General features: G+C 68.2%; 11 protein-coding genes. 7 read left to right on the forward strand and 4 right to left on the reverse strand.

Translation table 11 applies throughout. The features are described from left to right. Positions 1-167: 167 nt before the first annotated feature. The 3 genes from BLU38_RS30895 to BLU38_RS13550 all read right to left on the reverse strand — a co-directional run bounded on the left by BLU38_RS30895 (position 168) and on the right by BLU38_RS13550 (position 2,633). Positions 168-536 carry a ParB N-terminal domain-containing protein gene (locus BLU38_RS30895; RefSeq protein WP_157683445.1) on the reverse strand — a complete coding sequence of 123 codons (369 nt, stop codon included), beginning with the start codon at positions 534-536 and terminating at the stop codon, positions 168-170. Between the two features lie 305 nt (positions 537-841). Next, positions 842-1,588, reverse strand: coding sequence for a class I SAM-dependent methyltransferase (locus tag BLU38_RS13545; protein WP_091525585.1), 747 nt, complete (start codon positions 1,586-1,588; stop codon positions 842-844). 43 nt (positions 1,589-1,631) lie between these two features. Then, positions 1,632-2,633, reverse strand: coding sequence for a hypothetical protein (locus BLU38_RS13550; protein ID WP_157683446.1), 1,002 nt, complete (start codon positions 2,631-2,633; stop codon positions 1,632-1,634). A 312-nt stretch (positions 2,634-2,945) separates the two neighbouring features. On the opposite strand from BLU38_RS13550, the gene BLU38_RS13555 reads away from it, so the two are divergent. The 7 genes from BLU38_RS13555 to BLU38_RS13585 are packed head-to-tail and all read left to right on the forward strand — an operon-like array spanning position 2,946 to position 13,716. Further along, positions 2,946-3,911, forward strand: a complete 966-nt coding sequence (locus BLU38_RS13555; protein ID WP_091532399.1) for a serine hydrolase — start codon at positions 2,946-2,948, stop codon at positions 3,909-3,911. A gap of 27 nt (positions 3,912-3,938) precedes the next feature. Further along, positions 3,939-5,573, forward strand: coding sequence for an ABC transporter substrate-binding protein (locus tag BLU38_RS13560; RefSeq protein WP_197680110.1), 1,635 nt, complete (start codon positions 3,939-3,941; stop codon positions 5,571-5,573). Positions 5,574-5,608: 35 nt separating this feature from the next. After that, positions 5,609-6,637 carry an ABC transporter permease gene (locus BLU38_RS13565; protein WP_091525590.1) on the forward strand — a complete coding sequence of 343 codons (1,029 nt, stop codon included), beginning with the start codon at positions 5,609-5,611 and terminating at the stop codon, positions 6,635-6,637. A gap of 2 nt (positions 6,638-6,639) precedes the next feature. Then, entirely contained in the window at positions 6,640-8,535 is a 1,896-nt protein-coding gene (locus BLU38_RS31705; protein WP_091525592.1) for a dipeptide/oligopeptide/nickel ABC transporter permease/ATP-binding protein, read from the forward strand. After that, entirely contained in the window at positions 8,532-9,443 is a 912-nt protein-coding gene (locus BLU38_RS13575) for an ABC transporter ATP-binding protein (RefSeq protein WP_091525594.1), read from the forward strand. The genes BLU38_RS31705 and BLU38_RS13575 overlap by 4 nt, the downstream gene beginning before the upstream one ends. Before the next feature lie 14 nt (positions 9,444-9,457). Beyond that, on the forward strand, positions 9,458-12,838 hold the full coding sequence (locus tag BLU38_RS13580) for a serine hydrolase (protein WP_091525595.1): 3,381 nt from the start codon (positions 9,458-9,460) through the stop codon (positions 12,836-12,838). Then, positions 12,835-13,716: a hypothetical protein gene (locus BLU38_RS13585; RefSeq protein ID WP_091525597.1), complete on the forward strand. Its 882-nt coding sequence runs from the start codon at positions 12,835-12,837 to the stop codon at positions 13,714-13,716. Before BLU38_RS13580 ends, BLU38_RS13585 begins: the two co-directional genes overlap by 4 nt. Positions 13,717-13,811: 95 nt before the next feature. On the opposite strand, the gene BLU38_RS13590 is transcribed toward BLU38_RS13585, so the two are convergent. Next, a complete protein-coding gene (locus tag BLU38_RS13590) occupies positions 13,812-14,897 on the reverse strand; it encodes a D-2-hydroxyacid dehydrogenase (RefSeq protein ID WP_091532403.1) in 1,086 nt (361 codons plus the stop codon). Positions 14,898-14,933 lie beyond the last annotated feature (36 nt).

Here is a 14,933-nt window from a genome sequence, read left to right on the forward strand (position 1 = left end):
AGATCATCGGGTCGCTCCCGCGGCCGCTGAGATCGCGCCAGTGCCGGCTCCGGCTCGACGGACCCGCCAAGACACCTGACTAGTTGATCTTGCTCTCGCCCGGCAGGGTTCCCGTCGAACGTGCCGCTCCTGTCACGCGGCGCGACCGGACTCGGATCGAGAACCGGCTACTGACCTCGCTGGACGAGCACCGACACGTCTTCGATCTCCAGCAGACGCGCGGCCCGGAGCCGGGCATAGCCGTCGACGAGTCGGCAATCGACTCCGATGGCTATCAGCGGTGGTAACTCCTCGCCGGACACGATCGCTTGGCAGAACCGGTCCCGCCGGTCCTGATGGACCGGATCATCGTCATGTCGGGCGACCATCGACTCGTCGACAGACAATGCCGACGGCCGCGTCGTCTCGAATCGAGCACTCCTCCGAGCACCGCTGCCCTGCAAGGAATCCATCCGATGCGCGGATGGGTTTGGGGCGTCCCGCTGGAACGCCCCATCGCTAGATTCGAGCAGGAGAATGCTCGGCGTGGTCGCCATCGTGGCCGGTCATAACCTTGATGAACGGGCGTTGGCGATCAGGGCGTTCGTGGAGTCCTTACGGTTGCGGGTCGACTACTTCCGCGTCGTACAGGATCGCAACGTCAGCGACTTTTCGCAGGCCATGCGCTCCAAGCTCGACTCGGCAAACGCAAAGGCTTTGATCAATACCAGCACCGCGGGACCCTGCTCACCGTGTCCTGTGGATCGGGTCGGCCGGCGTTGTCAAAGGTCTTGCCCGGGTAGGGATACGACGCCTCGATCCGGCGCGTCGAGGTGTACTCCGACACCAGCGCTCGCCTCTCTCAGCTCGGACGACGAGCGCGGTAGGCGTACGTACGATACGGCAGCTCGACGGTCCGGTCACCGGTGAGGCCGAGGTCGTCGCAGAGAGCGACCAGACCGGATTCGATCTCCTCCCGCCGCTGCGGCGAGGCGGTGATCACGTAGCTGCGGGACCTGGCCAGATCGAGTACTCCCTGCCGGGTGATCGTGGTTTGCCACTCGAACTCGGCGCGTTCCAGGTCGGCGAACGGTGCGGCCACCTCCGGACCGCCGGCGCTGATCAACTGCTCCGACCTGCTGCTGTGCATGATCGTCGACAGCCGTCGCAGCCAGGCGACCGACTCGTCGCGGACGTTCCAGACCAGTCCGAGCACACCGCCCGGACGTAGCACCCGGGCGCACTCGTGGGATCCGGCGACCGGGTCCACCCAGTGCCAGGCCTGGCCGAGGACGACGGCATCGACCGCTCCGTCGGCCAGCGGGATCTGTTCGGCGGTACCGACCGCGGTGCTCACCTGCGGCAGCGTTGCGGCCAGTTGCGCCAGCATCGCCGGGTCGGGGTCGATCGCCTGCACCCGGGCTCCGGTCGCCAACACCGCCCGGGTCAGCTTGCCGGTCCCGGCGCCGACATCGGCGACCGTCGGATGATCGGCGGCGACCGGCTGCAGCAGCCATGCCACCGCCTTCGCGGGGTATCCCGGCCGGGCTGCATCGTAGGTCGCAGCAACGGCACCGAAGGACGTTGACATCTCCGACTCGCTGGTCACCCGTACGACGCTACTCCCGTTGCCCGGCAACGGATGCGGCCGATCAGGCAGCCTGTCGGTAGACGAAACCCTCCATCGACACCGAGAGCTCGTCACGGTTGTCCAGGTCCCGGATGCAGTAGCGGGTCGGGAACCAGCCGGACTGTTGCCAGGCGTCGGGCAGTTTCATCGGATAGCAGGCACTCTGCTGGGTGCCGTCGGCGACACCGGCAAGCCATTCGTGGGTGATCATCGGCTCATAGAAGGTGATCTCGTCGTCCCACGATCCGTAGATGAAGGTGTGGGTGAAGCGTTCCCCGTTGAACTCCGGCCCGGTCGGGTCGATCAGATGATTGCCCATCGCCGGTTCGACCGCATCCAGGTCGGCATAGTCGGGTGCGACGTAACGATCATCGGGCAGGTCCTTGCCCAGTTTGTAGTCCTCACAGTTGACCAGCGCCGGACACGGACCGGGCCGGATCGCCAGCCGTTCGGCATTGTCGTTGAGATAGAAGTGCACGTCGAAATGCGGCAGATCGTAGACATGCGGCGGCATGTGACCCATCGGATTCCAGTTGTTCAGGACGTAGCTGAACTGGCTGTGGACAGCGTCGGTGAAGCGATCGCTGAGGTCGAGTTTGGTCTCGTAGCCGCCGGTGCACTCGGTCATCCGGTCGGTCGTGCCGTCGCCGTTCTTGTCGTAGCACCACAAGCCGGCGTTGGGTGGATCGGTCGGCAGCCCCTGCAGGCTGTCGCCGTCGACCCGCCAGCCGACCGCGATCGGCCGCGACCCGACGCGTTGGGTGTAGGCGACCTGTTCCCCCGCACCCAACGGGGCCCGATCACCGTACTCGGCGCACGGCCCGCGGTAGGACAGGGTCTTCTCGATCAACCTGTCGACCATCCAGCTCGGGACGCGGACAGTGTGTTCCAGGTTCGGAGCGTGCTCGTTCACCAGACAGAGCCGCTGCAGCCCACTGCTCGGATTCGCCGTTGCCGGCGGCACTGCCGTCACCCCCGCGAACAGCAGTACCGCCGCAACGATCGCCGTCAACCGCAACCGCATGACCCCTCCCGTCGGTCGACCGAACGACGCCGAACCCCGCCGACGCCATCGGTCACCCTGCGGGAACAGCCCGCCGATCTCCACCCCTTTCGACCCAGCTCGAACCAGCGGGCCAGAGCCCGGAAACACGCTGAGCGCGACAAACCCCACGACAGACGTCGAGGTTGCGCACCGTCTGCGGGCCCGGGAACGTGCGCAACCTTGATATATCGCGCTCAGCGCGGTCCGTGTTGTGCGGATCGACCAGGTTCGGGGTGATGTCTCGGCCTTTTGGACGAATCGGCGGTGGCAGCCAGCCGACAGACTTTGATCATGGTTCTGCCGACCGACGACGGGTTGCAGCAGGAATTCACCCGTCGGCTCGACGTTCTCCTTGCGGCCGCCGACGTGCGCGGCTGGGTGCATGCGGTCGACCTCGACTCCGGAGCGAGCTTGGAGGCCGGCGCCGACCAGCCGGTGGTGGCTGCCAGCGTCTTCAAGCTGCCGGTACTGGTCGAGCTGTTCCGGCAGATCGGCGTCGGGCGGCTGGATGCGAGGCAGCGGGTCCGGATCGGGGCTGACGAACGCCGAACGGTCGGGCCGACCGGACTGTCGGTGATGCTGGACGACGTCGAGCTGTCGCTGCGTGATCTCGGGTACGCGATGATGTCGGTCAGCGACAACCGGGCCACCGACGTCATCGTCGACCTGGTCGGACTGGACGCGATCAACAACACCCAAGCGGAGCTGGGATTCCCCGCGACCGTCCTGGAGGGCGACTGCCAGTTCCTGTTCGATCAGATGGACGCCGAGTTGGGCGAATCGTACGCCGCCTACCGCGCACCGGCCGACGGGACCGATCGACGGTTCGGGCTCAGCGTCTTCGACCCGTTGCGGACCAACCGGACCACGCCGCGGTCGACAACAGCTCTGCTGGCGATGCTGTGGCGGGACGAGATCCTCGATCCGTCCGCCTGTGCCGAGATCCGCAGGATCCTGTCACTGCAGGTCTGGCCGCACCGGCTGACCTCCGGCTTCCCCGACGACGAGATCTCCGTTGCCGGCAAGACCGGCACGATCGGCCCGGTCCGCAACGAGGTCGGGGTGGTCAGCTATCCGGACGGCGGTCGCTACGCCGTCGCCGTCTTCCTGCGTCAGCGGGAGATCCGGTATCACAACCCGGTCGCCGACGCCGCGATCGGCCAGGTCGGTCGACTGGCCATCGACCACCTGCGCGCCGACCCAGCGCAGCGCACCGATCGGCCGGCACACACCGTCACCGCCATCGCAGAGTCATGACAGTTCGTTGAGATCAAGGGGGATCCGATGATCAGGTCCAGGTCAGTCGCCGTACGCTGGACGGCCGCCGCCCTCGCGGTCGGGCTGCTGGCCGCGGGTTGTGGTGGTCACACCGAGCAACCGTCGTCCGGTCCGCCGGTCGACAGCTCCGACTTCGTCACCGACGGCACCTTCGCGACGGTGATCGCGCAGGATGCCGGCAATCTGCATCCGTTGACCACCAACTATGTCGCGACCCAGATCGTCGACAGCTACCTCTACGACTCGTTGCTGTTCTTCGATCCCCAGACCGGCAAGCCGAAGCCGTATCTGGCGGAGAAGTGGTCCGAGACGCCGACCTCGGCCAGCTTCACGCTGCGCAAGGGCATCACCTGCTCCGACGGCTCGGCCTTCACCGCCGAGACGGTTGCCGACAACATCAACTGGATCGTCGATCCGAAGAACCAGTCGCCGCTGCGGGACTCGATCATTCCCAGTGACGCCAGGGCCACCGCGGATGCTGCGGCCAACACGATCACCGTCACCGTCCCGCAGCCGAAGTCGTTCCTGCTGTTCGACGTCGGCGCCCAACAACTGGGCTGCCAGGACGTCGTCGACCATCCGACCAAATACAAGACCGCAGCGCTCGGCACCGGGCTGTTCCAACTCACCGAGGTGGTGCCCAATGATCACTACACACTGACCCGACGCGACGGCTACGAGTGGGGCCCGGACGGCAAGACGACGTCGAATACACCCGGGGTGCCGAAGACCGTGACGATCAAGGTGATCAAGAACCCGTCCACGGTGGCCAACCTGGTGTTGTCCGGCCAGCTCAACATGGCAACCGTCGAAGGCCCCGACCTGGCCAGGATGAAGGGGCTGACGAGCAAGTCGTCGCCATCGATGAGTGGAGAGCTGTCCTTCAACCAGATGAAGGGTAAACCGACCGCAGACCCGACTGTCCGCACGGCGCTGTTCCAGGCGGTCGACTGGGATGCCTGGACCAAGGTGCACACCGCCGACCAGGGGTCGCGGGCCAAGACGCTGTCGGTGCTGACGCCATCGCCCTGCCAGTACGACTCGATCGCCGGCAATCTGCCCGGCCACGACCCGGCTGCAGCCGCCGCCGCACTCGACGAGGCCGGCTGGAAGAAGGGTTCCGACGGAGTCCGCACCAAGGACGGCAAGCAACTCGCCCTGACCGTCGTGTTCCGCAACAACAGCGACAGTTCGAGTGCCTCGGCCGAACTGCTGCAGACCGCCTGGCAGAAGCTCGGAGCCAAGATCACCTTGAAGGGCGGTGACGCCAACTTCGTCCTCAACGAGACGATCTCCAGCAAGGATCCGGGGAGCTGGGACGTCACCCCGGGCCTCACCCTGCAGAGCAATCTGCCCAACATCTTCGTCCCGTACGTGACCGGTGACGGCCCGCCGAAGGGCACCAACTACTCCTCCATCGACAACCCCGAGTACGCCGCCGCGGCAACCAAGGCCGACCGGCTCGCCGGTGACCAGAGCTGCGCGGCGTGGGCCGAGGCCGACGCGTCGTTGATCAAGGACCTCAATCTGGTGCCGATCTCGGTGACCCCGACCAAGATCTTCTTCAACGGAGCGTCGTCGATCTACGAGCCGCTGACCTCGATGATCCCCGGCCCTGCCGTCCGGGTGGTGGCCAAGTGACCGACAATCAGTCCTGGTCCTAGAGGTCGCGGGAGATGGCAACGACAGCGCCGCCGGACCTTGTGGACGACGAATCGTTCGAGGGCTCTGGGCAGGACCCGAGGACACGGCGGGGTCAGGGGTCGTGGTCGACTTTCCTGCTCCGACGACTGGGACGGCTGGTGATCTCGCTGGTGGTGTTGGTCACGGCCGCGTTCGCGATGATCAGACTGATTCCCGGCGACCCGGTCCGGACGATGCTCGGGGTGACGGCATCGGCCTCGGTCGTCGAAGCCCGGCGGCACGCGCTCGGCCTTGATCAGTCCTTGCCGAAGCAGTACGTCGACTTCTGGGTGGGACTGCTGACCGGGGACCTCGGCGACTCGTTCTCCCTGCAGGTGCCGGTCAGCAGTGTGATCGCCGACCGGCTGCCGGCTACCCTGCAGTTGGCGGTGCTGGCGCTGGTGTCGATGATGATCATCGCGATCCCGATCGGCCTGGCGGCGGCTGCCCTGACCCGCGGCGGCCGGCGCCGCCGACTCGAGCTCGGCTACACCGGCGTCGCCGGATTCCTGTCGGTGGTGCCGGAGTTCCTGATCGCGGTCGGACTGGTGTACGCCTTCGCCGTCGTCATCCCGATCTTCCCGGTCGCCGGCCGGGCCGGTCCGGTGTCCTACGTGCTTCCCGTTGCAGCATTGGCGATCGGCAACATCGCCGCCCTGTCCCGGATCGTCCGCTCCGAGGCCCTGCTGGTGCTGGACCAGGACTACATCCGGACTGCACGGGCCAAGCGGATGCCGGTGATCCGGCTGTATCTGCGGCACGCGTTGCCCAACCTGCTCACCTCGTCGCTGACCATCGGCGGGCTGGTGCTCGGTGCACTGATCGCCGGGACCGTCCTGGTGGAGTCGATCTTCGCCTGGCCCGGGCTCGGGATGACGATCGTCGAGTCGATCCGCAACAAGGATTACCCCGTCGCCCAGGCGATCGTGATCGTCTACGGCGCGCTGGTGTTGTTGATCAATCTGCTGGTGGACGTCGTGCTGGTCCTGTTGGATCCGCGTTCGGCGTTGAAGGAGTCGTGATCATGGCCCGCTCGTCGATCAAGAAGGCGTCCCGACTGCGATCGGCCTTCCTCAGCCCGATCGGCATTGCCGCGGCCCTCGGCCTGGTGGTGTTGGCCGCTCTGACGATCATCGCACCCGCGGTCTGGGGGTCGGCTGCCAGCACCGCGGATCCGTACAACCTGTCCCGGCCACCGTCGGCCCAGCACTGGCTGGGCACCGACGCCGGCGGACGCGACATCGGCGCCCGCACCCTGGTGGCGACCAGGCTGTCGATCCTGATGGCGCTGGCGGCGACCGCGATCGGCGTCAGCCTCGGCGTGGTCGTCGGGTGCCTGCCGACCGTACTGGGCCGTCGGACCGGCCGGATGGTCACCGCAGCGGTCAACCTGGCGATCGCGTTCCCCGGTCTGTTGCTGGTGATCATGTTGGCGGTGATCATGGGCCAGGGGCTGCTCGGGGCGATCCTGGCGATCGGGCTGGCGATCATTCCCGCCTACGGGCGGTTGACCCAGACCCTGAGTGCCTCGGTCGCCGGCCGGGACTACATCGCAGCCGCCCGGATCCTCGGCATCTCCCGGCCACGGATCCTGTTCCGGCACGTGCTGCCGAACGTTCGCGAACCGTTGATCGTCAACGCCAGCATCACCGCCGGCGGAGCCTTGATCGCCTTTGCCGGGCTGTCCTTCCTCGGCCTCGGCGTGCAACCGCCGAGCTATGACTGGGGCCGGCTGCTCAACGAGGGCATCGGCCGGATCTGGGTGACCCCGGGTGCGGCCGTCGGTCCCGCCGTGGCTGTCGTGTTCGCCGGTGTCACCTTCACCCTGCTCGGCGAGACCCTGGCCCGCGGCCTGGGGATCGAGCGTCGGGTGAGCCGGCTGCTGCCGCCGAAGCCGGCCCGTGCCGGTGGTCCGGTACAGGTCGGGTCGGAAGCTGCAGAGATCGTTGATCATGAGGGTGTGGCCGGCGTGAGCCACAGCCCTTCGACAAGCCCAGGGCCCCGGTCGGTGGTGGATTCAAGGACGGGCCCACAGCCCGTCGACGGGTTCGAACGCGTGTCTGGGATCCAGCCGGTGTTGCGGGTCCGGGGTCTGCGGGTCGACGCACCGACCGACACCGGCTGGCGGAGACCGGTCCGCGACGTCGGCTTCGACATCGCGCCCGGCGAGATCGTCGGACTGGTCGGTGAATCCGGTTCGGGCAAGAGTCTGACCTGTTTGTCGGTCGCCGGCCTGCTGGAGGAGCCGCTGCAGGTGACGGCCGAGGAGATCACCTTCGACGGACTCGATCTCGCACCGCTGGCCGGATCCGGCGGCCGGGTCGGTTCGCGCCGGCTGGCGGCCGCGCTCGGCACCCGGATGGCCCTGGTCTTCCAGGATCCGATGGCATCGCTCAATCCGGCACTCCGGGTCGGACCCCAGGTGGCGGAGATCGGTCTGCTGCACGAGGGTCTGGACCGGCAGACAGCCTCTGAGCGTGCCATCGACCGGCTCGACGCCGTCCGGATCCCCGACCCACGACGCCGTGCCCGGCAGTATCCGCACGAATACTCCGGCGGCATGCGGCAGCGCGCGATGCTGGCGATGGGGCTGATGGGCACTCCGTCGTTGATCATCGCCGACGAACCGACCACCGCCCTGGACGTCACCGTGCAGCAGGAAGTGCTGCGGTTGCTGCACCAGGTCAGTCGGGAGGCCGGCTCGGCGGTGCTGTTCGTCTCCCACGACATCGCCGTGGTGACCGGTCTGTGCACCCGCGTGCTGGTGATGTTTCGGGGCGAGATCGTGGAGCAGATCGCCGTCGACGACCTGGTGGCCGGACGGGCCGAACACCCGTACACCCAGGCTTTGCTGGCCGCCGTCCCGAGCATGACCGGCGACCGCAACCGACCGTTGGCCACGATCGGGGACCTGCCATGACCGGCGAACCTGTCGGCGAACTGCAGCTGCAGAAACTGACCGTCCGGTACGGCCATGGCCGAACGGCGACCACGGCGGTGCGCGACGTCGACCTCACCGTCCCCGCCGGTCGGGTGCTCGGCCTGGTCGGCGAATCCGGGTCCGGCAAGTCCTCGATCGCCCGATCGGTGGTCGGCCTCACCGAACCGACGACCGGCCGGATCCTGCTCGACGGCGTCGATGTCGCCCATGCCCGCGGCCGGACCGCGCGGCTGCGCCACGAGATCCAGATGGTCTTCCAGGATCCGTATTCCAGCCTCGATCCGCACCTGACCATCGGGGAGACCATCGAGGAGGCCCTGCTGGCAGCCGAGCGGCGCCAACCTCCCCGCAGTCGATCACGGACCCGCCGTCGGCAGCAGGTCGGCCACCTGCTGGAGCAGGTCGACCTCGATCCGGATCGGAGTCGTTCGCTGCCGAGCACGTTGTCCGGTGGACAACGACAGCGAGTCGCACTGGCACGCGCTCTGGCAGCCGCACCCCGAGTCCTGATCGCCGACGAGATCACCTCCTCGCTGGACGTGTCCGTCCAGGGATCGGTGCTCAACCTGCTGACCGGTCTGCAACGCGAGCTCGGGCTGACGGTGCTGTTCATCAGCCACAATCTCGCCGTTGTCCGGCACGTCTGCGACGACGTCGCCGTGCTCAGCCGGGGCAGGTTGGTGGAGTCCGGCACGGTCACCGAGGTTCTGGAGAACCCGCAACACCCCTACACCCAGAAGTTGTTGGCGTCGGTGCCGCAGCTGGGTGTCCGGCTGTTCACCGAGCCGGTCGACGACCACGCATCCGCCAAGGCTGCCCGCACGCCGACCGAGCTCGACGGGTACCACAGCCGATCCCTCGAACGAGTCAGCCAGCAACAGATCTAGAAAGTGAGCCAACGATGTCCCGACGCCTGCTGTTCGACGACCTGTCGGCGATCCGCGTCCCCACAGCCGTCACCATCGATCCCGACGGCACCCGGGTGGTGTACGCCGTCCGCGGCAGCGATCCCCAGACCGACACCAATCCCAGCACCCTGTGGAGTCGGTCGACAACACCCGATGCTCGGCCCTCCCGCTGCACCTCCGGCGAGGCGGACAGCGATCCGCAGTTCTCCCCCGACGGTTCCCGGATCCTCTTCCTGCGCAGCGGAGACGCCGGTCCGCAGCTCTGGCTGATCACCACCGACGGCACCGACGAACGCCGCCTCACCGAGCCCGACCTTTTCCCGTACGGCGTCGCGAGCGCCACCTGGAGCCCGGACGGCAGCAGGATCGCCGTGATCGCCGCCGTCGGTGTGCACAGCGATCCGCATGCTCCGCTGGTCGCCGATCGGATCGGCTACAAGGCGGACGGCGCCGGCTACCTCGGCGAGCTCCGTACCCAGCTGTTCATGATCAAGGCCGACACCGGGACGGTCACCCGACTGACCAGTTCCCCGTACGGGGTCACGGCACCGGCCTGGTCACCCGACGGCACCCGGATCGCCTACGTCACCGCGACCGACGATCCCAGATCGGACATCACCGCCGAGCACGTCGTCGAATACCTGACGGTCGCCGAGCGCACCCTCGGCGGCACCCGGATCGGGCACGCGACCGGTGTCAGCGGACCGCTGGTGTGGCGTCCCAACGGTGCATCGGTGATCGCCGTCGGGCGTCCGGACGTGTCCATCGGGCACGGGTTGTTGATCATGCTCCACCTCGACGTGACGAAGCCTGACCGGATCCTGACCGAGTCGACCGACCGCAATGTGATGCCGGGGATGCCTGGCTATCCCGGCGCCGGGCCGGTGCTGTCTGCCGACGGCCGATCGGTGCTGTTCTGCCTGCGGGAACGCGGCTGGTCCCATCTGCATCGGGTATCGATCGTGGGCCGGGCCAAGCATCCGGCCGTGGAATCCTTGATCACCGATGATCATCAGGTGGTGTCCGGGCTGTCGGTCGCGACATCGGCTGCCGTGGCGGCGGTGTTGATCACCGATCAGCGGTCCTTCGGTGAGGTCGCGCTGATCGACCTGGAGACCGGCGAGCTGACCCCGCTCAGCGCCCTGACCGCCGATGCGTTACCCGACATCGATCTCTTCACCGCCGAGCAGCGGACCTTCGGCATCGACGACGGCCAGCAGGTGCACGGCTGGCTACTGCGCGACCCTGATCATGCTCAACCAGGTCCGCTGCTGCTGGACATCCACGGCGGACCGCACAACGCCTGGTCCGGCGTCGCCGACCCGGCACACCTCTACCATCAGGTGCTGGCCGAACAAGGCTGGACGATCCTGACCCTCAACCCGCGCGGCTCCGACGGCTACGGCGAAGACTTCTATCGCGCCGTCGTCGGCGGCTGGGGCAGCCGTGACAGCGCCGACTTCCTGCAGCCGATCGACACCTTGATCAGTGAGGGCGTCGCGGACCCGCAACGGCTCGCCGTCACCGGCTACAGCTACGGCGGGTTCTCCACCTGCCGGCTGACCGCCGACACCGACCGGTTCGCCGCCGCGGTTGCCGGCGGGCTGCTGTGCGACTTCGCCGACTTCGCCGGCGGCTCCGACATCGGTGCGCTGATGACTCCGCTGGAGGTCGCCGGTGATCAGCCGTTGGACCGTCAGGGCTATGCCGAGCGTTCACCGATCGCGCAGGTCTCCCAGGTGACGACACCGACGCTGATCCTGCACGGCGCCGATGATCAACGGTGTCCGGTCAATCAGGCCGAGCAGTGGTTCGTTGCGCTGCGCTCGGCCGATGTGCCGACCCGACTGGTGACCTACCCCGGCGCCAGCCACTTGTTCATCATCGACGGCCGGCCGTCCCATCGACTCGACTACAACCGGCGGCTGGTGGACTGGCTGCAGCGCTATCCGTCCGCGACGACCCGACCGGCCGGACGAGTGCCGGCCGGCCTCGGCAGCGATCATTGGCAACGTCGGCTGGATGATCTTCGTGAGCACTATCAGGTGCCCGGTGCGCAGTTCGGGGTGTTGGAGCTGACCGACGACGGTCGTGAGCTGACCCGTACGGTGGTGGGTTCCGGGGTGTTGAACGCGACCACCGGCGCTGCGGCCACTCCCGACGCGCTCTTCCAGATCGGTTCGATCACCAAGGTCTGGACGACGGTGATGATCATGCAACTGGTCGACGAGGGCAAGCTCGACCTCGACCTCCCGGTCCGCAAGATCCTGCCGGAGCTGAACGTGCTGGACGAGTCCGTCGCCGCCGAGGTCACCACACGGCATCTGCTGACCCACACCAGTGGCATCGACGGCGATCTGTTCACCGACACCGGACGCGGCGACGACGCCGTACGCGCCTATGTCGACACCCTCGCCGACGCGGCCCAGCTGCACCCGCTGGGCAAGGGCTGGTCCTACTGCAACTCCGGTTTCGTGATCGCCGGCCGGCTGATCGAGGTGCTCCGCGAACAGACCTGGGATCAGGTGCTGCGGACCAAGATCATCGAGCCACTCGGTCTGAAGCACTGCGTCACCCTGCCCGAGGAGGCGATCCGGTACGCCGCCGCGATCGGCCACGGCGTCACTCCCGACGGCGCCGTCCCGGTGCCGACCTGGGGCATCCCCCGATCGATGGGTCCGGCGGGCTTGATCAACTCCAGCGCCGGCGATCTGCTCAGCTTCGCCGGCATGATGCTCCGCGGCGGTGTTGCGGCCGACGGGACCCGGATCCTGTCGGCCGATGCCGCGGCCCAGATGGCCACCCCGCAGTATCGGGTCGCCGACCTGCTCGACGGGATGGACGCCTGGGGACTCGGCTGGTGGATCGAGGACTGGCACGGCACGACGGTGCTCGGCCACAACGGCGGCACCATCGGCCAGTCGGCGTTCCTCCGGCTCTTCCCCGACCAGCGGGTGGCGATCGCGCTGCTCACCAACGGTGGCGTCGTCGACGGGCTGTCGGCCGACCTGTTCGCCGAGGCTGCCGATCTGCTCACCGGCCTCACTCCACCCGACCGGTTGTTGCCGCCGTCGCCGAGCCCCGCCGTGTCCCTGGCGGGCTTCCCGGGCGAGTATCGGACGGCCTGGACGACTGCCGCCGTCGAACGCAAGAAGGATTCGCTGTCGGTGACCGTCACCCAGCGGGCCGTGGTGCCCGGAGCCGAGCAGCCGCCGACGACCCTGGACCTGGTGCCGGTGTCCGACGGCGTCTTCGCCAGCCGTCCGCCGGGTGCGGCGACCTGGGGGCAGGCGGTGTTCCGGACCGATCCGGACGGGTCGTCGTTCCTGCAGTTCGGTGCGCGACGGTTGCCTCGGACCTCGGCGGACGGATGATCACCGCGCCCGCGGTGTCGGCGGCCGAAGAGGCGGCCGACAGCTGCGCACGCGCCGCAGCGGTGGAGATCCTCGAGCTCGAATCGGGGGCGGACATGAACGCCGCGGCCGAGGTGCTGCGGACGATCTGGCAGACCGGCGCCGACCAGCCGCTCCTGCATCCGTCGCTGCTGGTCGCCCTGGCCCACGGCGGCAATTACGTCGCCGGTGCCTACCGCGGCGATCGGTTGGTCGGCGTCTGTGTCGGCTTCTTCTCCGCACCGCCGGGCCGAGGCCCGGGCGCGGCCACGGCCCTGCACAGCCACATCGCCGGTGTCCTATCCGACCACGCCGGTCAAGGGATCGGGACGGCGCTCAAGCTGCATCAGCGGCTGTGGTGCCTGCGGCGCGACGTCGGCACCATCACCTGGACCTTCGATCCGCTGGTCGCCCGGAATGCGTCGTTCAACCTGCACCGACTCGGCGTCGGCGTCCGGAGTTATCTCACCGACTTCTACGGTGCGATGTCCGACGGGGTCAACGACGGCCAGCCGACCGACCGGCTGCTGGTCGGCTGGGACCTGCGATCCGCCGGTGTCGAACCGTCGGACCCTGGCGCGGCCGCCGCCGTCGGCTGTCGGCCGGTCGTGAAGATCGGACCGAACGGTGAGCCGGTCGAGGCGCACGGTGGCCCGGCCGGGCTCGGGCCGACGACGACCACCGCCCGGCTCACCATCCCGGCCGACATCGAGGCGCTGCGCCGACAGGACCCACAAGCCGCCCGCCGCTGGCGGGAGGTGCTCCGCCGCTGGCTCGGCGGACTCCTCGACGCCGGCTGGTCGGTCGTCGGCTTCGACCGCGACGCGGGCTATCTCCTGTCCCGGCGGGCCCGGCCCTGAAACCACGCCTCGACGTCGAGGTTAGGCACCTTCCGGGGGCGCGGGAACGTGCCTAAGTTCGATATATCGAGGTTGGGCACCTCCGGGGGCGTGGGTTAGTAGAACTCGTGGGTGTTGATGGGGTTGCGGAGGGGTTGGTTGTCGAGGAGGCGGGTTGCGTTGTCGGCGAAGAGTTCGGCGATCCGGCGTTCTTCGGCCGGGTTGAGGGCTGCGGTGTGTGGGCTGATCAGCACATTCGGGTGTTGCCAGAGGGGGCTGTCGGCGGGCAGCGGTTCGACGGCGAAGACGTCCAGGGCTGCGAAACCGATCCGGCCGGAGTTCAGGGCGGCGATCATGGCGTCCTCGTCGATCACGGTGCCGCGGCCGACGTTGACGATGATCACTCCGTCCGGTGCGGCGTCGAAGACCTGCTGCCCGATCAGGCCGGTGGTCTGATCGGTGCCCGGCAGGGTGACCACGATCGCGTCGGCCCGGGACGCGGCCTCGGCAAGATCATCCATCGCCACGAGCTCGCTGACGCCGTCGACCGGTTCGCCGCTGCGACTGGTGCCGAGCACGGTGGCGCCGAGGGCGGACAGCTTGGCCGCGACCACCTTGCCGATGCCGCCGAGACCCACCACCAGCACGGTCAGCTCGTCGACCTGGCGCATCGCCCACCGGCCGGGCCACTCCCGGTCGGCCTGCTGACGCAGCAGCCGCGGCAGATCCTTCGCGCCGGCGAAGATCCCGAAGACCGCAAACTCGGCCAGCGTCGATCCGTGCACACCGGCGCTGGAGGTGAACGCGATCCGCTGCAGCGCCTCGTCGGTCAGCCCGGCCGCCTTCACCGACGCGCCACCGCCGGCTGCCGTGGTGTGCACCCAGCGCAACCGTGGATTGGCCGCCACCGTCCGGGACAGCGCGTCCGCGTCGACGTCCGGCACCCCGAACAGGATGTCGGCGTCGTCCACCAGCCGGTCGAATTCTGCCTGCTGCTCCGGACTCCGTCGGAACGCCGGGTCGCCACCCCAGTCGGCCGGATGCCGGGTCGGCGGCGTCAGGTCCGGTCGAGAAACGACCTCCAGCCGTGGCTCGGCGGTGCGGATCAACTCGACCAGGTCGTCGGGCAGCGGTACGGCGATCACCGCACGCAGGCGTTCCCGCCCTCCGTCGGAACTGGTTTCGGACGGGCTGGCAGTCATCAGGTGATCCTCGATTCGGTCCACGGTGTCGGCTCC

Origin of the sequence: Microlunatus soli, from assembly GCF_900105385.1 — a bacterium.
Lineage (GTDB): Bacteria > Actinomycetota > Actinomycetes > Propionibacteriales > Propionibacteriaceae > Microlunatus > Microlunatus soli.

Coding starts and splice junctions, on each gene's coding strand:
- BLU38_RS30895 (WP_157683445.1), bottom strand. CDS start 536: ATGGCGACCACGCCGAGCATTCTCCTGCTCGAATCTAGCGATGGGGCG.
- BLU38_RS13550 (WP_157683446.1), bottom strand. CDS start 2,633: ATGCGGTTGCGGTTGACGGCGATCGTTGCGGCGGTACTGCTGTTCGCG.
- BLU38_RS13555 (WP_091532399.1), top strand. CDS start 2,946: ATGGTTCTGCCGACCGACGACGGGTTGCAGCAGGAATTCACCCGTCGG.
- BLU38_RS13560 (WP_197680110.1), top strand. CDS start 3,939: ATGATCAGGTCCAGGTCAGTCGCCGTACGCTGGACGGCCGCCGCCCTC.
- BLU38_RS13565 (WP_091525590.1), top strand. CDS start 5,609: ATGGCAACGACAGCGCCGCCGGACCTTGTGGACGACGAATCGTTCGAG.
- BLU38_RS31705 (WP_091525592.1), top strand. CDS start 6,640: ATGGCCCGCTCGTCGATCAAGAAGGCGTCCCGACTGCGATCGGCCTTC.
- BLU38_RS13575 (WP_091525594.1), top strand. CDS start 8,532: ATGACCGGCGAACCTGTCGGCGAACTGCAGCTGCAGAAACTGACCGTC.
- BLU38_RS13580 (WP_091525595.1), top strand. CDS start 9,458: ATGTCCCGACGCCTGCTGTTCGACGACCTGTCGGCGATCCGCGTCCCC.
- BLU38_RS13585 (WP_091525597.1), top strand. CDS start 12,835: ATGATCACCGCGCCCGCGGTGTCGGCGGCCGAAGAGGCGGCCGACAGC.
- BLU38_RS13590 (WP_091532403.1), bottom strand. CDS start 14,897: ATGACTGCCAGCCCGTCCGAAACCAGTTCCGACGGAGGGCGGGAACGC.